The 19,796-nt window shown below is 61.9% G+C and carries 16 protein-coding genes, 1 tRNA gene and 1 pseudogene; 7 read left to right on the top strand and 11 right to left on the bottom strand.

Going from position 1 to position 19,796, the window contains the following annotated elements; translation table 11 throughout:
• Positions 1-59: 59 nt before the first annotated feature.
• From ACEXP3_RS03675 to ACEXP3_RS03685, 3 genes are all read right to left on the bottom strand, one after another.
• Complete coding sequence (locus ACEXP3_RS03675) at positions 60-479, bottom strand: MAPEG family protein (RefSeq protein ID WP_245365535.1); 420 nt, start codon at positions 477-479, stop codon at positions 60-62.
• Positions 480-653: 174 nt separating this feature from the next.
• A complete protein-coding gene (gene guaB, locus ACEXP3_RS03680) occupies positions 654-2,144 on the bottom strand; it encodes an IMP dehydrogenase (RefSeq protein ID WP_377296018.1) in 1,491 nt (496 codons plus the stop codon).
• Between the two features lie 225 nt (positions 2,145-2,369).
• Positions 2,370-3,221, bottom strand: a complete 852-nt coding sequence (locus ACEXP3_RS03685) for a helix-turn-helix transcriptional regulator (protein ID WP_377296019.1) — start codon at positions 3,219-3,221, stop codon at positions 2,370-2,372.
• 98 nt (positions 3,222-3,319) lie between these two features.
• Here ACEXP3_RS03685 and ACEXP3_RS03690 point away from each other — a divergent pair, with 98 nt between their 5' ends.
• The gene (locus ACEXP3_RS03690) at positions 3,320-4,207 is read left to right on the top strand and encodes an SDR family oxidoreductase (protein WP_377296020.1); all 888 of its coding nucleotides are present in this window, start codon (positions 3,320-3,322) and stop codon (positions 4,205-4,207) included.
• A 60-nt stretch (positions 4,208-4,267) separates the two neighbouring features.
• On the opposite strand, the gene ACEXP3_RS03695 is transcribed toward ACEXP3_RS03690, so the two are convergent.
• The gene (locus tag ACEXP3_RS03695; protein ID WP_377296021.1) at positions 4,268-5,272 is read right to left on the bottom strand and encodes an MBL fold metallo-hydrolase; all 1,005 of its coding nucleotides are present in this window, start codon (positions 5,270-5,272) and stop codon (positions 4,268-4,270) included.
• A gap of 197 nt (positions 5,273-5,469) precedes the next feature.
• Here ACEXP3_RS03695 and ACEXP3_RS03700 point away from each other — a divergent pair, with 197 nt between their 5' ends.
• Positions 5,470-6,879 carry a DHA2 family efflux MFS transporter permease subunit gene (locus ACEXP3_RS03700; protein ID WP_377296022.1) on the top strand — a complete coding sequence of 470 codons (1,410 nt, stop codon included), beginning with the start codon at positions 5,470-5,472 and terminating at the stop codon, positions 6,877-6,879.
• A 21-nt stretch (positions 6,880-6,900) separates the two neighbouring features.
• Here ACEXP3_RS03700 and ACEXP3_RS03705 read toward each other — a convergent pair whose 3' ends face one another.
• Together ACEXP3_RS03705 and ACEXP3_RS03710 are read right to left on the bottom strand one after the other, a co-directional pair.
• The gene (locus ACEXP3_RS03705) at positions 6,901-7,689 is read right to left on the bottom strand and encodes an RlmE family RNA methyltransferase (protein WP_377296023.1); all 789 of its coding nucleotides are present in this window, start codon (positions 7,687-7,689) and stop codon (positions 6,901-6,903) included.
• Positions 7,686-8,729: pseudogene (locus ACEXP3_RS03710) on the bottom strand (Ppx/GppA phosphatase family protein); the annotation flags it as partial. The gene ACEXP3_RS03705 and the pseudogene ACEXP3_RS03710, both read right to left, overlap by 4 nt.
• Positions 8,730-9,134: 405 nt before the next feature.
• Here ACEXP3_RS03710 and ACEXP3_RS03715 point away from each other — a divergent pair.
• The 3 genes from ACEXP3_RS03715 (at position 9,135) to ACEXP3_RS03725 (ending at position 11,616) form a co-directional block, all read left to right on the top strand.
• Complete coding sequence (locus ACEXP3_RS03715; RefSeq protein ID WP_377296024.1) at positions 9,135-9,440, top strand: hypothetical protein; 306 nt, start codon at positions 9,135-9,137, stop codon at positions 9,438-9,440.
• Positions 9,441-10,240: 800 nt separating this feature from the next.
• Positions 10,241-10,314: transfer RNA gene (locus ACEXP3_RS03720), tRNA-Gln, on the top strand.
• A 180-nt stretch (positions 10,315-10,494) separates the two neighbouring features.
• Positions 10,495-11,616, top strand: a complete 1,122-nt coding sequence (locus ACEXP3_RS03725) for a hypothetical protein (protein WP_377296025.1) — start codon at positions 10,495-10,497, stop codon at positions 11,614-11,616.
• A 65-nt stretch (positions 11,617-11,681) separates the two neighbouring features.
• On the opposite strand, the gene ACEXP3_RS03730 is transcribed toward ACEXP3_RS03725, so the two are convergent.
• Positions 11,682-12,248, bottom strand: a complete 567-nt coding sequence (locus ACEXP3_RS03730; protein WP_377296026.1) for a recombinase family protein — start codon at positions 12,246-12,248, stop codon at positions 11,682-11,684.
• A 419-nt stretch (positions 12,249-12,667) separates the two neighbouring features.
• Positions 12,668-13,582, bottom strand: a complete 915-nt coding sequence (locus ACEXP3_RS03735; RefSeq protein WP_377296027.1) for a LysR family transcriptional regulator — start codon at positions 13,580-13,582, stop codon at positions 12,668-12,670.
• Positions 13,583-13,700: 118 nt separating this feature from the next.
• Between ACEXP3_RS03735 and ACEXP3_RS03740 the strand changes: the two genes are divergently transcribed.
• Positions 13,701-14,237: a hypothetical protein gene (locus tag ACEXP3_RS03740; RefSeq protein ID WP_377296028.1), complete on the top strand. Its 537-nt coding sequence runs from the start codon at positions 13,701-13,703 to the stop codon at positions 14,235-14,237.
• Positions 14,238-14,248: 11 nt separating this feature from the next.
• Positions 14,249-15,235 (top strand): NAD(P)H-quinone oxidoreductase, encoded by a 987-nt coding sequence (locus ACEXP3_RS03745; protein WP_377296029.1) that lies wholly within the window; start codon positions 14,249-14,251, stop codon positions 15,233-15,235.
• A 370-nt stretch (positions 15,236-15,605) separates the two neighbouring features.
• On the opposite strand, the gene ACEXP3_RS03750 is transcribed toward ACEXP3_RS03745, so the two are convergent.
• Genes ACEXP3_RS03750 through ACEXP3_RS03760 form a run of 3 tightly spaced genes read right to left on the bottom strand, consistent with a single transcriptional unit; the run spans position 15,606 to position 19,727 of the window.
• Positions 15,606-16,409, bottom strand: a complete 804-nt coding sequence (locus ACEXP3_RS03750; RefSeq protein WP_377296030.1) for an inositol monophosphatase family protein — start codon at positions 16,407-16,409, stop codon at positions 15,606-15,608.
• 31 nt (positions 16,410-16,440) lie between these two features.
• Positions 16,441-17,499: an ABC transporter ATP-binding protein gene (locus tag ACEXP3_RS03755; RefSeq protein WP_377296031.1), complete on the bottom strand. Its 1,059-nt coding sequence runs from the start codon at positions 17,497-17,499 to the stop codon at positions 16,441-16,443.
• A complete protein-coding gene (locus ACEXP3_RS03760; protein WP_377296032.1) occupies positions 17,496-19,727 on the bottom strand; it encodes an ABC transporter permease in 2,232 nt (743 codons plus the stop codon). The genes ACEXP3_RS03755 and ACEXP3_RS03760 overlap by 4 nt, the downstream gene beginning before the upstream one ends.
• Positions 19,728-19,796 lie beyond the last annotated feature (69 nt).

A 19,796-nucleotide genomic window follows, 5' to 3' on the forward strand; every position in this document is an offset into this window, starting at 1 on the left:
ACGGTTCTAGAGGACCGGACCGTGTGACAGTTTGATCTGCCGCAAAACCCGTCAATCTCTCAGGTCAGCGCCAGCCAGACGATCAGCCAGCCCCAGATGCCGAGGAGGCTTGCCACGCCCAGCATGAAAAGATTGCGGCGCAGGAACACGCGGTTGCTCGTCACATGCACATAGGAATGGGCATAGCGGGAGGCGACGAACAGCCAGGCCAGGATGACCGTGCCGAGATTGTCGCCATCCACGGCAAACAGCGTCAGGCAGCCGATGTGGAAGAACATCGGCAGTTCGAACTGGTTCTTGAGGTTGTTGTGGACGTAAAGACTGTCTGCCGGCTCCTGCAGATTGTCGCGGAACTGCTCCACGGTGGCCCGCCCCGCCTTCACCGCCGCCACGCGCCGCCTGGACAAGAGGATATAGAGCACAAGGACGAGCGCCGCATGTGCGACCATTGGCCAGATCATGGCTTCATTGGAAATCATCAGTCATTCTCGCGGTTCAGCGTAATCGTCGGCGCGTCTTAGCCGAAGGATACCCGGAAGGGAAAGCCTCGCGGCGGGTTAATCACGCCAAGATCAGGCGGCGCACCGCGAGGAAAGACTGGGCGGCCGGCAGATATTGCCAACCGCGTTCCTGTCGGACGGATGGTGAAACCCTCAGGCACCGCCCGGGTAATTCGGGCTTTCGCGGGTAATCGTCACGCCATGCGGATGGCTTTCGCGAAGGCCGGCGCCTGAAATGCGCACGAACGTCGCCTTTTCCTGGAAATCGACGATGTCCTTGCCGCCGACATAGCCCATGGCGGCCTTGAGGCCACCGGCCAGCTGATGCAGCACGGCCGAAACCGGGCCCTTGTAGGGAACCTGCCCCTCGATACCTTCCGGCACCAGCTTCAGCGTGTCGCGCACTTCCGCCTGGAAGTAACGATCCGCAGAACCGCGGGCCATGGCGCCGACCGAACCCATGCCGCGATAGGCCTTGAACGAGCGGCCCTGGTAGAGATAGACCTCGCCCGGGCTTTCGTCCGTGCCGGCGAGCAGCGAGCCGACCATGACGGCCGAGGCGCCGGCGGCAATGGCCTTGGCGACGTCGCCGGAAAACTTGATGCCGCCATCGGCGATCACCGGAATGTTGTGCTTGTTGGCTTCGTTGACGGCGGCCATGACGGCGGCCAGCTGCGGCACGCCGACGCCTGCGACGATGCGCGTGGTGCAGATCGAACCCGGGCCGATACCGACCTTGATGCAATCTGCGCCGGCATCGATGAGGGCGCGGGTGCCGTCACCGGTTGCGACATTGCCGGCGATGATGCGCACGGCATTCGTCATCTTCTTCACCTCAGCCACCGCATCCAGAACCTTCTGGGAATGGCCGTGGGCAGTATCGACGACGATCACGTCGACGCCGGCCTCGATCAGGCGCTCGGCGCGCTCGCGACCGTCCTCGCCGGTGGAGATGGCGGCGGCCACCCGAAGGCGTCCCTGCACATCCTTGGAGGCATGCGGGTTGAGCTGCGACTTCTCGATGTCCTTCACCGTGATAAGGCCGACGCAACGGCCTTCATTGTCGACCACCAGCAGCTTTTCGATGCGGTGGCTGTGCAGGAGCCGCTTGGCCTCCTGCTGTTCGACGCCGTCCTTGACCGTCACGAGGTTTTCGCGCGTCATCAACTCGTAGATCTTCTGGGACGGATCGGAGGCAAAGCGCACGTCGCGGTTGGTGAGGATGCCGACGAGGCGGCCGGGGCGGCTGGCGCCCTCGACAACCGGAATGCCGGAAATGCCATGCGCGCTCATCAGCGCCTTGGCTTCGGCAAGGGTTGCTTCCGGGCCGATGGTGACGGGGTTCACCACCATGCCGCTTTCAAACTTCTTGACCTGGCGCACCTGCTCGGCCTGCTCGATGGGCGTCAGGTTGCGGTGGATGACGCCGATGCCGCCGGCCTGCGCCATGGCAATGGCAAGGCGCCCTTCCGTCACCGTGTCCATGGCGGACGACAGGATCGGCAGGTTCAGCTCGATGTCATGGGCAATGCGGGTGGCGATATTCGTCTGGCCCGGCATGACCTCCGAATGCCCCGGCTGCAACAGCACGTCGTCGAAGGTAAGCGCGTCCGCGCCGGTTGCTGATTCTACAATGCGAGCCATGGCCAATTTCCTTTAATGAATGGAAGTTCGGTCCGGCGGGAGGTTAACCGGAGGCGATCTTCAGGAATGGGAAGTTGGCGAGGGCAGGTAACACGGTTATGACGGGAAGGGAATAGGAAAAACCGTGGACCGGGATCTGGCTACGGCCTTCACTCTCACCGCCCTTTCAAGGCGGCCGCGACGGGGCGTCGCTCCCCAAGCATCCCGAGCGTTGCGGATTGCGCTTTAGCCGGCGCCCTCCCCGGCTGCGGCGGCCTGCCGCTTCCGGACGAGCCCGCGAATACGCTCGGCATCCTGGCTGCGCACCGGATTGTAGACGACGAGGCCGAGATCGGGACGGCCATCCACGGCAAAACCAGAATATTCAAGCTCGATCGGCCCGAGGATCGCATGGTTGAGCCGCTTGGTGCCTTCCCCATGCAGGCCGACATCGTTGTCGTTCCACAGGCGCTCGAAATCCGGGCTACGGGCGCTGAGCTCGCTGACCAGATCGGTGATCTCGGCACTGGCACCGGCACGCGCCGCATCGGCCCGGAAGGCGGCCACCACGAAGCGGGCAATGCCGTCGAAATCCTGTTGCGCGGCGCGGACACGAGGATTGCAGAACACCAGCCGCAGGATATTGCGCTCCGTCGGCGGCAGGGTGGCGTAATCGGTCATCACCACGCAGGCGGCCCCGTTCCAGGCCACGACATCCCAGGTGGCGGTGCGCACGATGGCGGGCGTCGTATCCATGGCATCGAGCAGGCGTTGCAGGCGGGGTGAAATGCCCTCGACCGGCCGATAGCGGGCCTCGGGCGGATGGCCGAGCCCCAGCATGAACAGGTGCTGGCGCTCCGGTTCCGTCAGCATCAGGCCATTGGCGATGCGGTTCAGCACGTCTGCCGAAGGCGCGCCGCCGCGTCCCTGTTCCAGCCAGGTGTACCAGGTGGGGCTGATATTGGCGCGCTGCGCCACCTCCTCGCGGCGCAGGCCGGGTGTGCGTCGGCGGCTGCCGGAAAAACCCAAGCTTGCCGGATCGAGCCGCAGGCGGCGGTCGCGCAGATAGGTGCCAAGTGTATCCGGGGCTTTGGTCATCGCGAACCTGTTAGGTCTTATACCATGATAAAGTCACTACTTTAACAGGATCAAGTCTACGTGCATCAGGCTCTCCAGACAAGACAGGAGACGAATCCATGCGGATCTTTCTAACCGGCGCAACCGGCTTCATCGGCTCGGAAGTGGCACGCAATCTCATCGAGGCAGGACATCAGGTGCTCGGGGTCACCCGCTCAAGGACCGGCGCAGAGGCACTCGCGGCGCTGGGTGCGGAGGTTTTTCGTGGCGACCTCAGCGACCCCGATGGTTTGGCCGAGGGTGCCGCCAGCTGCGACGCCGTCATCCACACAGCCTTCGATCATGACTTTTCGAACTTTGCCGCAAACTGCGAGAAGGATGCGCGGGTGATCGGAGCGCTTGGTGCCGCCCTCGACGGCTCGGACCGCCCCTTCGTGATCACCTCGGTCACGGGCCTTGGCATGGTGGCGCCGGGACAGCCGGCCATCGAGGATCATTTTGACACTCACAATCGAAACCCGCGGATTGCCTCGGAACGGGCCGGCCGCACGCTTCTGGATCGCGGCCTCAACGTATCCTTCGTGCGTCTGTCGCAGATTCACGACACCCGCAAGCAGGGCCTGGTGACGGCCCTGATCGATCTTGCCCGGCGCACCGGGGTCTCTGCAATGCTGGGCGATGGGGCCGGCCGATGGTCAGCGGCTCCCCTTGAGAGCACGGCCCTGCTTTATCGTCTGGCGCTTGAAGAGAAAAAGCCCGGCGGGTGTTACCATGCGGTGGCCGAGGAGGGTGTTCCCCTTCACGCGATTGCCACAGCCATCGGCGAGCGCCTCAATCTTCCCGTCGTGTCTCTGGAGCATGAGGCGGCGGCCCATTTCGGCTGGCTGTCGCATTTCCTGGAAAGCGACTTCGTCGCATCGAGTGCGGCGACGCAAAAGCGGCTGGGCTGGCATCCGCAGGGGCCAAGCCTGCTGGACGACATCCGCAACCTGGATGATGGCGCCTGATCTGCCCAATCGTCTTCACCTGACCCCGCGGACAAGGACCGCAGGGTCAGGTGCAGGCCATCAGATGTCGAACTGGTAGGACTTGGGCACGAAACGGTATCCCGTCTCATGCTTTTCCGCATAGCCGACGGCCGGGAACGGCATGTGATAGCCGAGGAAGGCAATCCGGTCGGTCGCGATCATGTCGAACACCGTCTTGCGGCTTGCGGCGGCCGCCTTCTTGTCCATGTCGAACTTTACTTCCCAGTCCGGCCGCTGCAGCGACAGCACGAAATGGTTGGCCGTATCGGCCGTCAGAACCAGGCGACGCCCGCCCGATTCGATATTGTAGATCATGTGGCCGGGCGAATGGCCGAAGGCTTCCAGACTGGTAATGCCGCTGACCACGGTTGCGCTCTTGCCGATGAAAGTGGCCTTTTCGGCGAGCGGCTTGACATTGGCAAGCACCGCCTTGTGGCCGCCTTCCGCTGCCGTTCCCTGGCGCGCCGAGCTGCTCCAGAAGTCATATTCCACCTGGCCGATGATGTAGCGCGCATTCGGAAAGGCCGGCTTGCCGCCTTCCATCAGGCCGCCGATGTGATCGCCGTGCAGATGCGTCAGCACCACCACGGTCACATCTTCCGGGCGATAGCCGGCGGCTTCGAGGCCCTCCAGCAGACGGCCATTGCCGGCGGCTCGGCCGCTTTCACCAAAGCCGGTATCAAACAGCACCCGGTCGCTTCCAGTATTGATCAGTGTCGGCGAGAAGGAATTGACGAAATTGTCCTTGGGCAGGAAATTCTGCTCCAGAAGCGCAGAAACCGTCTGCTCCTTCTGGTTGGTGCAGAAGGTTTCGCCGGGCTTGCCGGAGGCGCGCGCGCCATCCTTCACCACCAGAACCTCAAACTCTCCAAGCTTGAAACTGTGCGTATCTGCCGGCAGGACTTTTGTCATGTGTCTATCCGTCGAGGTTTGTGTGCTGCTGGCTTGCGCCAGGGCGCGTCCGGACAGAACCGCCGGTGCAGCAAGAAAGCCCACCCCCGCCGTGCCCAGAAGCGCGCGCCGCCCCATTTGAAACTGCGTCATTGCCACCTCCCATGCGCAGACCGAATGCGCGTGTGCCGTCGTGACCGGTCGCAGCAACAGATATGGCAAAGACATGCAAAGGAGAACGCCTGTCACGTAGTCGTGATAGCCATGCCAGAGCCCCCGAAATCCAGTAGCCGGACGCCCAAACGAGGCGTAGGAAGACGCCAGCCGAAGTTTCGCAAAGCATGCCTGCCATGAACCGCATTGTGCCTCTCATCCTTGCCGTCGCTCTTTTCATGGAGCAGATGGATTCCACCGTCATTGCCACCGCCCTTCCCGCCATTGCGACGGATCTTGGCGTCGGGCCGATCACGCTGAAGCTGGCGCTGACCTCCTATATGGTGGCGCTTGCGGTGTTCATCCCGATCAGCGGCTGGATGGCGGACAAGTTCGGCGCGAAAAGCATTTTCCGCGTGGCAATCCTCGTCTTCGTGGTGGGTTCCATCTGCTGTGCGGTTTCCTCGTCGGTCGTGGAATTCGTTCTGGCGCGCTTCCTGCAGGGCATGGGCGGGGCGATGATGACGCCGGTCGGGCGGCTTGTTCTGTTGCGAACGACGGAGAAGAAGGACTTGGTCTCGGCCATGGCGCTTCTGACCATTCCAGCCCTTGTCGGCCCGCTGACAGGGCCGCCGGTCGGCGGCTTCATCACCACCTATTTCACCTGGCACTGGATCTTTCTCATCAACGTGCCGGTCGGTCTTGTCGGTGTCTGGCTTTCCACCATCTACCTGCCCGACATCGAACGGCGCGCCGCGCCGCCGATCGACCTTTACGGTTTCCTGCTGATTTCGCTGACGGCCGCCGGCACCGTGTTCGGGCTTTCCGTCGTCAGCCTTCCGGCGCTGCCGCCGATCGTGGGCATTGTCACCACCATGATTGGTCTCGTCTGCGGCGGCCTTTACCTGCGCCACGCCCGCACGCACCCGGCCCCGATCCTGAAGCTGACGCTGTTTCGCAATCAGGCCTTTCGCGCCGCCATCACCGGCGGCACGCTGTTTCGCATCGCAACCGGTGCCGTGCCCTTCCTGATGCCGCTGATGCTGCAGCTGGCCTTCGGCATGACGCCCTTCCAGTCCGGCCTCACCACCTTTGCCGGTGCGCTCGGCGCACTGACGGTGAAATTCGTTGCCCGGCGGCTGTTTGCCTCGACCGGCTTCAAGATGACGCTGATCGGCGCAAGCGTGGCGGGGGCTGCGACCACGGCCGTCAACGGCTTCTTCACCGCCCAGACGCCGCAGGGCGTGATCATTCTCTTCCTGTTTGCCTCCGGCCTTGCCCGCTCGATGTTCTTTACCGGCACCAATGCGCTCAGCTACTCCGAAATCGAGGATGACGAGGCAAGCCAGGCGACCTCGATCAGTTCGGTGCTGCAGCAGGTGAGCCTTGCGCTCGGCGTGGCCTTTGCCGCCTTCGTGCTGGAAGCCTCGTCCTATCTGTCGGGCTCGCACCTGCAGCTGGCGGATTTCCACCTTGCCTTCTTCCTGGTGTCGGTGGTGTCGCTCGCCTCGCTTCTACCGCTTCTGCCGCTCGATGCCGGCGCCGGTGCCGGCGTTTCCGGCCATCGCCGCTATGCGGCGCGCCCAGTGGAAGCGCCGGGCGAATAGACCTGAAACCCGCCCGAAAGCTCAGGCCTCGTCGTCCTCGTCCGGATAAGGCCGGCGAGGATCGCCGGCGTCTTCCAGAAGACCGTTTTCGCGGTGCATCTCGTCGCGGTAGCGGCCCATGACGCTGCCGTCCTTGCGGCCCTTGAACCCCTTGGCGAGCAGGAACATTTCCACCGATTCCTGGCGCGACGAAGCCGGCTTGATATGCAGCACCTGGCGGAAATTCTGCTTCAGCATATTGAGCAGGTCCTTTTCCGTGCCGCCCTGGAAGGTCTTTGCGAGGAAATGCCCGCCTTCGGCCAGCACTTCCACGGCAAAATAGGCTGCGACTTCGCACAGATGCATGGTGCGCAGATGGTCTGTCTTCTGGTGGCCGGTGGTGGGGGCCGCCATGTCGGAAATGACGAGATCCGGCGTGCCGCCGACGGCCTCCATCAGAAGCGCCGGGGCATTCTCATCCAGAAAGTCGAGCTGCAGGATTTTCACCCCCGGCAGCGGCGCCATTTCGAGAAAATCGATCGCGGCGACACGGATATCGCTATCGGTGGAGCCGGTGACCTTGGCGGCGATCTGCGACCAGCTGCCGGGGGCGGCCCCCAGATCGATGATGCGGCGCGCGCCCTTCAGCACCTGATGCTTCTCGTCGATCTCCAGGAGCTTGAAGGCGGCGCGGGCACGATAGCCCTCGATCTTGGCGCGCTGCACGTAAGGATCGTTGATATGCCGCTCGAGCCAGCGGCGCGAGGACGCCTTCAGCTTGCCCTTGTGGACCTTCTGGCCGAGCTTGCGGCCGATGGGAGCCTTGGTCATCGATGGTTCTCCGTGGCACCGCGTGCCGCATTATCGCCGGGGCGGCGGCCGCGAAAGCGCCGCCAGACGCCGTCATCCGCCATCATATCGGTCAGAAGGCCTTCGCGCAGGCCGCGATCGGCAACCCGCATGCGCTGGCTTGGCCAGCGTCGGCGGATCGCTTCCAGAATGGCGCAGCCGGCAAGCACCAGATCGGCGCGATCCGGCCCGATGCAGGGGTTGGCCGCGCGGCCCTCGAAATCCCAGGACAGGAGCTTTTCCTGCATCGCGCTCACTTCCGCATCCGAAAGCCACAGGCCATCCACCTTGCGCCGGTCATAGCGCGGCAGATCGAGATGCACGCCGGCAAGCGTCGTGACCGTGCCAGATGTGCCGATCAGGTGAAAATCCTCCTCCGGACGGGCGCTTTCCCCGCCAAGCGCCGGGCATTCGAAGCCGGCAAGCATGCCCTCGACCTCTTCGACCATGGCCGAAAATACCGCGGGCGTGACATTCTGCCCGCCATGGCGTTCCGACAGTGTCACGACCCCGACCGGCAGCGAAGTCCAATGGGTGATGTGATTGGCAAGCCGCGAGGAGCGGTTGTCGCGGATGCGGATGACGGCGATTTCTGAGGATCCACCGCCGATATCGAAGAGCACGACGGAGCGCGCCTCGCGCCCGACCAGCGACGAGCAGCCGGAGACGGCCAGCCGCGCCTCGGTTTCCCGGTCGATGATTTCCAGCTCCAGCCCGGTTTCGCGGGTGACGCGCGCCAAAAACTCCTCGCCATTGGCGGCAGCCCGGCAGGCTTCCGTCGCAATCAACCGCATCTTGCGGATCGGCCGGTTGGCAAGTTTTAGCGCGCAGATGCGCAGCGCTTCCACGGCCCGGTCCATCGCCTCGGTGGAAAGCCGTCCCGTCGCGGCAAGCCCTTCCCCCAGCCGGACGATGCGCGAAAACGCATCGACGACGCGAAACTGCCCCGGCCGCGTCGGCTGGGCGATCAGAAGGCGGCAATTGTTCGTGCCAAGATCAAGCGCTGCATAAAGATCATCCGGAGCACCACGATCGGCGCCGGTGCGGCCCGACGCCCCGTGCGGCACCGACAGCCCCGGATGCCCGCCATGCGCTCCATGATGGCCCCCCTGATGCGCCCCGGCACCGCCATGTCCGTTGCGCCCGCGGGCGTCGTGCGGGCCCCCATGGGCGGGCTTTGACGGCAACCCCTTGGCCGAAGCCGCAGGGGCATGCCCACCGTGGGCGCCATGAGACGGACCACCCGCCCGGCCACCGTGGCTGCCCTGCCCTGCTTTTCCGGAGGAACCTTGGCCGCCTGCAGCCTGCACTCCACCCCTATGGGCCGATCCGTGCGGACCACTCCGCTCGACGGCGCCACCCGGCTGAGGGCCATGCCTGTTTCCACCGGAGGATTGTGACTCTGCGTGAGAAAGGTGCGACGCGTCATGATGGTGTGCCGCAGCCCCTGGCGCCTGCCCGTGAACCGCGGCATGCGCCCGGCCATGGCCCGGCGCACCGCTGTGACCGCCCGCCGCAAGGTCAGCGGCCTGCCCGCCACCCTGGCCAGCATTCCCCTGGTCGGCATGACCACCATGACCAGGGCCGCCGTGACCGCCCTGCCCCTGTCCACCGTGACCGTGTCCACCATGACCGTGCCCGGACCGCCCCCCGCGCCCGGAGGCGGCAAGCGGACGTCCCTGCAGGCTGCGCGCTTCGCTTTTGCCGCGGCCACGCCGGCGTTTGCGCCCTGACGGCGCACCCCGTTCGTCCGGTGTCTGAGTGTCGACCTTCGGGCCCAAGGCCACACCCGCGGCGAGGGCCGCTACGGTCGAATGAAGACGGTGCGGTTGCGTCACCACCGGTTCACCGTCCGCCGCCCCGGTTTGCGCCTTGCCGGCCACATCCTTCGGCGCGCGCGCACGACGGCGCTTTCGCTTGCGCGGTGGTGCACTGTCCGTGCTTTGCGGGCGTCGGGCATCCGGGCGCTCGCCCTGGTCGATGCCATGCGCAACTGCTGCGGACGGCGGCTTGCCGCTCCGCTTGGCCTTTCGGCGACGTCCGGCCTTCTTGTCCGGTCGTCCTGCTGCTGACGCCCCGCCTTCGGGCGGCTTGCCGCCGCTGTCGGGGTTCATCACTGATCTATCCATCATGCCGCGCAAGAGCCGTTAGGCCCGCTGCGGCGTTAATCGTTTCGTTGGCAAGAGGATAACAGCCGCAGACGATTTCGCCAATGGCTTTGTCAAAGCCGCTGCGCGCCGTTTTGCCCACACCCTCGCCTGCGCCAATGGCCCGGCACCCCGCGCCAACGCGAATAGGATGCAAGTGGGGCCCTCAAAGCACAAAGGACACCCGACCCGCCACCGTCCCCGGCAGGCAACCGACCCTCGACCTCGTCCTCACAACCTTTGCGCACACGAGCGAAAAAGTCGGAAATCGCCCCTTGATCGACCCGGAAAATCTGTTACAAGGCGCCCACCGACACGGTTCGGCCTTCGGGACCCACCCGAAAGCCATCAACCGCACAGTCCGAAGCGCTCACGTTTCGAGGGACTGGGGAATAGTTCAATGGTAGAACGACGGACTCTGACTCCGTTAATCTTGGTTCGAATCCAGGTTCCCCAGCCAATCTTTTTCAGACTAACTTTTTCTCATAAAATCAGAGTGTTAGGGCGCCCTAATCGCTGAGTGCGTACCTCTGAAGGTACCTCTGAAAGTACCTCAACAGTTGAGTTATCCACCTTCGCGCGTGCGCCAACTTAGCTGCCGAATGCCGCCTACATATACATAACCGGCTAAGTGGTAGCTATGAACCAGGCGACCTCGATTTCTGCAGATCAATGGCTGCCCTCGGGAATGTGGTACGGCCAATTGAATGGCACCCTCTCCGGAAACCTGTTTCTTCAAATCACCGATGGTGATCAGCCGCTCGTGATAGCCCGCACCAATCTGGGTGGGGAACTTGTAGTCGGGGTGGGAACACTGAGAGTGGAGGGTTCACTTGAGGTTCGCCTCACTCCACCCAATTCAGGCAGCGCTACTCAGGGTGATGGATACGCCGATGTGGTGTTCTTGGAAGTAACACCCGCAAGGCTACGAGGCCGCTGGTCCACCCCAGAGGGACATGCAGGCGTGTTCATTGTCGTACCCGGCGAACCTGTGCAGGCCGCACCGGAACGCGAACAACCAGCGCAGCATCCACCTGCTCCCGACGACGAGACGGCTCCGCTACAAATGATCCAGCGGACGGGGCGCCTACCGAAGCTTCAGCTTTTCAGAGATGACGTGAAGGAGCTGGCGGACCTGATAAAGCACCTTCTTCCGACACCCTTCGAGGTTGTTTTTGCGGCTGATGTTAATGGCGAAGAGGTCCGTCGTATCGGGAACCACTTCTGGAGCCTGCCCGCTTTGCCGACAAGAACAGCAATCATGTCACTTTCACTTACGGAGCCCGGCTCAGCTCTAGTTCGCTCGATCAACGTCACATTCAGCGCGGATAACTCGTCATTCGTTGTTTCCGGTCCTGACGATGTGTGGGTAGCTGGGACATTCCGGAAGCTGGAAACGGTCCTGGCAAGCAAATATGGGCGCTGGCGTTGGCCCATCGAAAAGTATGCGCTCAACATCAACGGGCTCTTCCTTTTAGCAACTCTTGCCTATCTTCCCGAACTTACCTTGGGTCAACGTCTTGCCGCTCTCACGGCGGTCGTGGGTGTCGCAGCCCTGTTCAAGTTGGCCTACGATGCTGTCACCACTGTAAGGGTTTACCTGAAGACGGATAAGAAGGACGGCAGGCTCTTCGAACTCCCTCGATACATCACGGCTCTGGCCAATGCGCTGACATGGGCGCTCTTAGGTTGGATGATGCTACAGGTAAGTGAGAGGACACTTAAGGAATGGCTCCTGCGCCTCTTGTCTCCGACTGACTAGCTGAGGCTGCACGCACCAGATTGCGCGAAAACAAATAGATACCCCCACGAACAAGGACGGGCTGATTAGCCCTCCTGCGCCGCAGCAAGAACCTTCTGGACAGTTGCTTTCGAGAAGCCGACCTCGGCTGCAATCTTGCGGATGCTTACGCCCTCACGGTGAAGGCGCACCATGGTCGCTTCAACTTCCTCTGTGACCAACTTGGGCCGACCACCAACCCGACCTTCGGCCTTTGCTTTGGCTATCCCCTCCATCTGGCGCTCTCGCCTGATCTCGGTCTCGAACTCAGCGATCAGAGCCAGAATGCCCATCACCAACTTTCCAGTGCGCGTAGAGGTATCAACCGCCTCATCGTCCAACACCTTGAAGGCGACACCTTTCGCCTCCAGCTGCGTGACGATTTTGTAGAGGTCAGCCGTAGAGCGGGCCAATCGGTCCAGCTTAGTCACCAGCAGGGTGTCGCCTTCACGGACGTATTCGATACAACGGGCTAGCTCTGGCCTGTCACCGTCCAACCCTGAGCGTTTCTCGGTGAACACCTTTGTTGCACCCGCTGCCTTCAGGCGATCGACTTGAGTTTGATAGTCTTGTTGTCCGGTTGAGACGCGGGCGTAGGCTACAATTGCGGTCATGGTGTCCACTATCCTCTAAGGCTATGATGTCCGCCTAGATAGTGGACGCTAAGTGTACAGTCAAGTGAGGTGTGCCACGAAGGTATCCTTGGGAGAGGACTTCTTCGTCGAGCCACCGAAGATTCACAAATCTCAGCTCAGCGAGGTTCCCCACTTCGGCGCAGCGACGATCCCGCTGTATCGCGATACGACACCAAGTTACTATTCCGGGCGGGCCTTGAAAGGATGGGCCTAAGATCAGCCTCTGCGAAAACATGTCTGCTTTCAGGTACGCGCGATCATGACTTCGACGACCGAAATAAGGCGCAAAACCGCCTTCTTAAACGAGACAGACAGGCTCCTCACCACACAAGGCTTCAGTCGGTGATTGACGCATGAGCCGCGAAACTCCTGGTTCACGAGCCTTCCGCCTAAAGCGTTCAACTCCAGCAAGGTGGGGTTCCGATGTGATCCTTCAGCGCCTGCGTGAATGCCTTCACTTTGGCAGGCGGTGCCTGGAGGGCGCGCAGGAGATAGATGCCGGAGGGCCTCTCGTTCCATCTCTCCCCCGCCATCGGCAGGCGTACAAGATCGCCCGCTTTGACGGATGGTCCGGAAACCCAGCTTGGCATAAACGCAATGCCCATACCTGCCAAGGCAGCGCCGTTCAACGCTTCAAAATCGTCCGACCGGAAGACAACTTGTGCACAAGCCTCCCCCGTTGGCGCGCCTAGAACTGCAGACCATCCCAGAAGGTCGTTGCCATGCAGCTTGTCGAGAAGGCGATGATTGCGCAGGGCTGCCACAGTTTCCGGCGCGCCATGCTGCTCAAGATAGGCAGGGCTTGCAACGAGAATACGATCGTGCGGTGCCAGTTTGGTGGCGATCAGTGTGCTGTCCGATAGCTCGCCCATTCTCACCACAAGATCCAGACGCTCCGCCACCGGGTCGGCCAGCCTTTCCGTCAGATCCAGCTCGACATGTAAGTCTGGATATTGCTGTGAAAGTGATGCCAGAACAGGAATGACATATCGCTTTCCGAAGGTCGGGAAGCAGGCGATCCGTAACGTACCGCTAACAGCGCCATCGAAGGCCGCCACTTCGGCATGCGTATCGGCCAGGTCATCAAGCAGGCGCTGGGCGCGCTCAAAAAGGTGACGCCCCGCATCCGTTAACGACAAGGCCCGTGTCGATCGAACAAGCAGCGGGACGCCTAAGTCCTGCTCAAGCGCATCGATCTGACGAACGATAGCCGAGGGCGTGACAGCACGACGCCGAGACGCAGCCGAAAAGCTGCCTGCCCGGACGACGTCGACGTAAACCGCCAGATGTTCGGCGAAGCGTGGGTCTTTCATCTTTGCCTACGACGCAAAACCGTTCCGACCATTCAGTTGGTTATCATCCACGGTCATCAGGCACACATTTCTTCTCGTCAACGGGCAATTGCGCTCACAAAACTGAAGGAACACTCCGATGGTCAAGGTCCTCGATACAATTCTCTCACAATCCGCCTATTCGGCCGAGATCGACATTCCGCTCGAAAAGGTCGACATCGCCGACTGGCTCTTCAATTTGTCGGAAGCGGAATATCTGCGCTGCTGCCCACCCGACCACATTGCAGCAGGCGTCACCTGGACCGATGACGGCCGTCGCATGTCGATCAACGTCGAACAGATCGGCTCCGGTCTTGTCGTACAGCACTATGTCGCCGAGGTCGCCGAACCAACCTATTGCCGGATGAACTCCATCTCGGATGTCTTCACCGCCAGCGGCAGAACCCAGGTCAATGTCATATGGGAACTCTCCGTGGAGAAGATCGACGACAGCAGGACGCGTTACACCAACAAGGTCACAGCCCATCCGACCGATGCGTTCATGACCTTCATTCAAGAGCATGGGGTCACTTACGAGGATGCGGCAGCAGCTCGTCAGGCTGCAGGCGCAGACCATAACCGCCGCGAAACTCCGCTGTTTGCCGCCAGCATCGCCCGTCGCGCACTTTCGAAATAAGGAGCCTTGCGATGAAAGCGATCATCTTCGATGATTTCGGAAACGCCGATGTTCTGCGGCTCGCCGACGCCCCTATGCCCGAAATACGCCCAGACGATCTCCTGGTGAAGGTGATGGCGGCAGGTGTGAACCGGGCTGACCTTCTTCAGCGCGAAGGTGTCTACGGCTCTCAGACCTACGGTGATAGCAGCATTCTCGGCCTTGAGGTCGCAGGAGAGGTGGTTGCTGTCGGAAGCACCGTTAGCGGCTTTGCCATTGGCGACCGCGTGATGGGGATTGTCGGCGGCGGCGCCTATGCCCAGTATGCGCGGCTCGACAGCGGCATGGCCGCTGCCATTCCGCATGGTATGTCCTTTACTGACGCGGCCGCCGTCATGGAAAGCTTCGTGACGGCCTGGGAAGCTTTGGCAAATCTCGGAAAAATAGCGGCGGGAGAAACCGTTCTCGTTCACGCTGCTGCGGGCGGTATCGGATCGGCTGCGGTTCAACTTGCAAAATCCCAGCGCGCCACGGTGCTGGCCACTGCGTCCGGCAACAACATCGAGAACGTTCTGGCTCTCGGTGCGGATGCGGTCTTCGATTACAGGCAGGCCGACTTTGAGGCTGAGATCGTTGACGTGACTGCATCACGCGGCGTGGACCTCATCATCGACTTTGTCGGCGGATCCTATCTCGCCCGCAATATCCGAAGCCTAGCGCCTGGCGGTCGGCTTGTTCAGGTCGGGCTGTTGGGGCGAGATGACAATGCCATTATCCCCCTCGAGGCTGTGCTTCACAATCACCTGCAACTGCTGGGAACGGTCATGAAATCCAGATCTCGTGCCGAGAAGAGAGCCATGGTCCATCGCTTCACCGATCAGGTTCTGCCGATGATGGGCAAGGAACTTCAGCCCGTCGTTGGCGCGCTCTATCCGCTTTCGGCTGCCTCGGATGCCCATCGTCGAATGGAAGCCGGCGGCGTGTTCGGCAAGATTGTTCTTGGCGGTTTTGATGAGTGAAGTCGGAAGACGAAGGTTCTGTGCAAAAGGATAGGCTTGACGTCCTATCCATCACATCACGGCCTCAAGTCGATGCTGTGTCTCCGCCGGCGCGTCTGCCTTTGCCAGGGGGGCGAGATGAACTCCATGACCGAAAAAATGGAAATGCAAATGCCGGATTCTCCATAGCTCCGGCACCGCAACTGGAGGTTCGAAGCGGAAATAATTGCCGCCCCAACCGGCTAACGCGACGACTTCGACTCGTGCTACAACGTCCGCGTTTATGCAGAAGAGCCCGCCGCCATTTCGGATGGCTTTGGCCCCAGTTTACAACGCAACGGTCAATTGTCCGCGTAGTTGGCCGGAAATCGTCATCGTGACCTCGTTCGCGTTAAAGATTGTTCAGGTGAAGCTGAAGTAGCTCATCGTAGCAGGACTGGTTTGCGGCAAGAACCGGATGCCCATTCAGGAACTCGGGACCACGTCCGGGGAACTGAAGGGTCTTGCCGCCGGCTTCGCGGACGAGGCAGAAACCGGCCATGCAATCCCAGGCCCGCATGTGAGGTTCATAATAGCCGACGAGGCGACCCGCTGCGACATAGGCGAGCATCAGTGCACCTGACCCGTTGCGTATGAAATTTCCGCCCTGCGCCATAAGGCCAGCGATGATCGCACCGATGCGTTCGGGGGTGACGTAGTTGTTGCAGCCTATCCCCGTCATCGCATTCTGCAGATTGCGGGTAGGATCGAGGCGCAGGGGCTTGTCGTTCAGCGTCGCACCAAAACCGAGGGCCGAGGCGTACAGCTCATCTGAGCAGGGTACATGGATCACGCCCACGACCGGCTCACCATCCCGCACGATTGCAACTGAGACACACCAGGTCGGCATGCCGTTAACAAAAGGAGCCGTGCCATCGATCGGATCCACAACCCAGGTAAAGCCGGAGCTACCCTCGTCATGGCCGAACTCCTCTCCCAAGAAGCCGTCACTCGCATAGATTTCGGCTACGCGGTCCTTGAGGAAGGTTTCAACATTGCGGTCGGCGACCGACACCACGTCCTGGAGGTCGCGCTTCGTTTCGATCACCAGCGTATCGCGCCGATTGAAGTAGTCGAGCGCCATAGCCCCCGCTTCGGCTGCCAGCGCTTTGGCCAGGGCAAAACGCGCTGCGAGCGCCGCATCATTCACTGTCATTCTTTTATTCCTTGATCTTCTGGAAAACTCATCAGCCGCTGATGACGGCAATGCCACGGTTCTTGAACGCCAATGTCACGTCGCTTGGGGCGGCATGGGCATGATCGACATCGTGGTCGATGACGAAGAGCGTCCCGACATCGGTCTCGACTTCATATTCGACATGGCCGCCGAGATAGGCGGAATGAAGGACGCGCCCCTTCAACCCTTCAGCGCTAGCGGAACCTATGCGGATGGAACCGGGTCGGACCGCGAGTTTGGCTGGGCCCTGGCCGGCTCTGGACTGCAGGCGATGCTCGATATTGCTGACCCGTACGAGCACCTCCGTGCCATTGGAGTGGAGGATTTCACAGGGGAGCACATTCGCCTCACCCATAAAGTCGGCGATGAAGGGCGAGGCAGGGGCTTCGTAGAGTTCCCGCGGTGCGCCGGATTGGGCGATCTCGCCGTCTTTCATCACGATGATCCGGTCGGAGACCGCCAGCGCCTCGTCCTGATCATGGGTGACATAGACGGCGGTGAAACCAAGCCGCTGCTGGAGGTCGCGGATTTCCGTGCGGACCCGGCGGCGAAGCCTTGCATCGAGGTTGGAGAGCGGCTCGTCGAGCAGCAACACCTGCGGTTCCAGAACGAGCGCACGGGCGACGGCGACACGCTGCTGCTGGCCGCCCGAAAGTTCGGCCGGCAGGCGATGGCCCATGCCGGCGAGGCCGACGAGCTTCAGGCCTTCTTCGGCCTTCTCGCGCGCTTCCTTCTGGCCTATGCCCGACGATTGGAGGCCATAGGCGACGTTTTCCAGCGATGTCATGTGCGGAAAGAGCGCATAGGACTGGAAGACCATGGAGACGTCGCGCTCATTGGCCGGCAGCATGGTGACATCCTTGCCGCCGATCAGGATCTTCCCGGAGGTCGGATGCTCCAGGCCCGCCAGCATGCGCAGCGTCGTGGTCTTGCCGCAGCCGGAGGGGCCGAGCAGTGTTACCAGCGTGCCCGGTTCGATGGTGAGCGATAGATCGTGGATGGCAGTGAAGGCACCAAAGGTCTTGCGGACGTTCTGGAAGGTGACGGATCCGGCTTTGACGGTGATCATGCGGTTTTCTCCTGACCAAGAGGAACGAGACTTTTGTTGGCGAGGCCGGCGACACGATTTTCACGGCGGAGCCTGCGTTCGCCGACGAGGAGTTGGAAGCCGGCAATAATGGCAATCATCACGACGATCAGCATTGAGGAGTAAGCGATTGCCACACCGTATTCGCCGTTTTCGACAAGGCCGACGATATAAGAGGTCGCCATGTTGTGTTCGGCGCTGACGAGGAAAATCACGGCGCTGATCGAGGTGATGGCGCGGACGAAGGAGTATACGAGCGCTGCCGTAATTGCCGGGCGGAGCAGCGGCAGGATGATCTTTCGCACCGTGCGGAAGCTGTTCGCCCGAAGCGTCAGCGAAGCCTCGTCCAGGCTCTTGTCGAGCTGGCTCATCGCCGCAATCCCGCCGCGCACGCCGACCGGCATGTTGCGGAAGACGAAGCAGGCGATCAGGATCAGCGCCGAGCCGGTCATTTCGAGCGGCGGCAGGTTGAAGGCCAGGATGTAGCTGACGCCGATGACCGTGCCGGGGATGGCGAAGCTCATCATCAGGGCGAATTCGAAGAGGTTCCGGCCGGCGAATTTCTGCCGGACGATGATATAGGCAGTCAGCAGACCAACAGCTGCGGTCAGGGGCGCGGAGATGAGCGCAATCTCCATAGTTGTCCAGAAGGAATTCCAGGCAACGCCCGTCCAGGCGATCGAGCCGTTCTCGATGTTCACGGAGAAGGCGCGGGCGTAGTGGCTGATCGTCAGCGTGCTATCGAGGCCCCAGGTGGTGACGAAGCCGCCAACGAGGATCATGCCATAGACGACGACGGTGAAGATCATCCAAGGGATGACAATGGCATGGACGCCGATCGACAGCCCGCGTGGCAGCGCGATATGCGCCCCACTGTCTCCCTTGCCCGTGACGGTTGCGAAGTTCTTGCCTGACAGCCAGAGGCGCTGGGCAAGGAAGGCCGAGAGCGTGAAAAAGAGCAGGACGAGGGCCAGGACGGCAGCCCGTGAGGGATCGTTTTGCGAGCCGACCACGGCAAAGAAGATTTCTGTCGAGAGCACGCCATTGCTGCCGCCGAGCACGAGCGGATTGCCGAAATCAGCCATGCTTTCGATGAAGCCGATCAGGAAGGCATTGGCGAGGCCCGGTTTCATGAGTGGCAGCGATACCCGCCAGAAGGTGCGCCAGCGGTTGGCGCGCAGCGTCTGCGACGCCTCTTCCATCGACGGGCTGACGCCCTCGACGACACCGATCAGCACAAGGAAGGAGATCGGGGTGAAGGACAGGACCTGGGCAATCCAGATGCCGGTCAATCCATAAAGCCAGCGACCGGGTTCGATGCCGAAGAGGCTGGACAGCGTCTGGGTGACCACACCGGCACGACCGAAGAGCAGCACGAGCGCGAGACCGATGACGAAGGGCGGCGTGATGATCGGCAGTACGGTGAGCAGTCGCAGCCCCTTCTTGAAGGGGAAGCGGGTGCGGGTGGCCACAAGCGCGAAGGCAAGCCCCAGCAGGGTGGAGGCGGACGCCGTCATGATGGCGAGCGTGAAGGTCCGCCAGGCGACGCCGCAACGTCCGTCGCCGATCGCGCAACTCAGGCTCCAGATGCCGGGATCCTGCAGATTTTTGATAAAACCGTCCGGCTTGAAGGAGCCATCGAAATCCTGAACGGCAGCCACCAGCATGCTGCCGATGGGATAAAAGACAAAGACGAAGACGAGGAAGACAAGCAGCGAGATCGATCCGACGACGAAGGCATCCCCCTTCATCACGCCGCGTTGGACCAGTCCGAAGGCGAACATGAGAACGAAGACAATTGCCATGGAGACGGCGCCGGCTCCCATGGAGGCTTGCCCGTCAGACAGGGGTCCGAAAAGGGCTTCGCTGATCGCCCAGGTCCAGCCGGAGAAGCCCACCGCCAACCCCTGCAGGCAGAGATAGACGAGCCCTGCGGCACCGGCAGCCGCGAAGAATGCGCCTCGCCGCATTGGATCGGCGATGAAACGGGCCGCGAGCCCGAGCCCGAAGAAGAGGACGACACCAAGAAGCCAGAGGCGGCCGTAACTGATAAGCTGCAAAATGCCTGGCGCGGCTTGCGCCGAAAACGGGAAGTCACGGAGCCAGTTCAGGCCGAAAAAGCCGGTCTCCTGCCTGTACCAGGGAAGCAGAAGGAAGGACGCGGCGCCAAGGGCCAGCAACAGGTCCAGTCTGCGGTTGCCATGTCTCATGGTCGACCTCATTCGAAGGAATGCAAGAATAGGAGGTGGCCGGCAATCGTCAGACCGCCGGCCGGAACG

It is taken from the genome of Neorhizobium fuzhouense, from assembly GCF_042611105.1.
GTDB classification, from domain to species: Bacteria; Pseudomonadota; Alphaproteobacteria; order Rhizobiales; family Rhizobiaceae; genus Neorhizobium; species Neorhizobium galegae_A.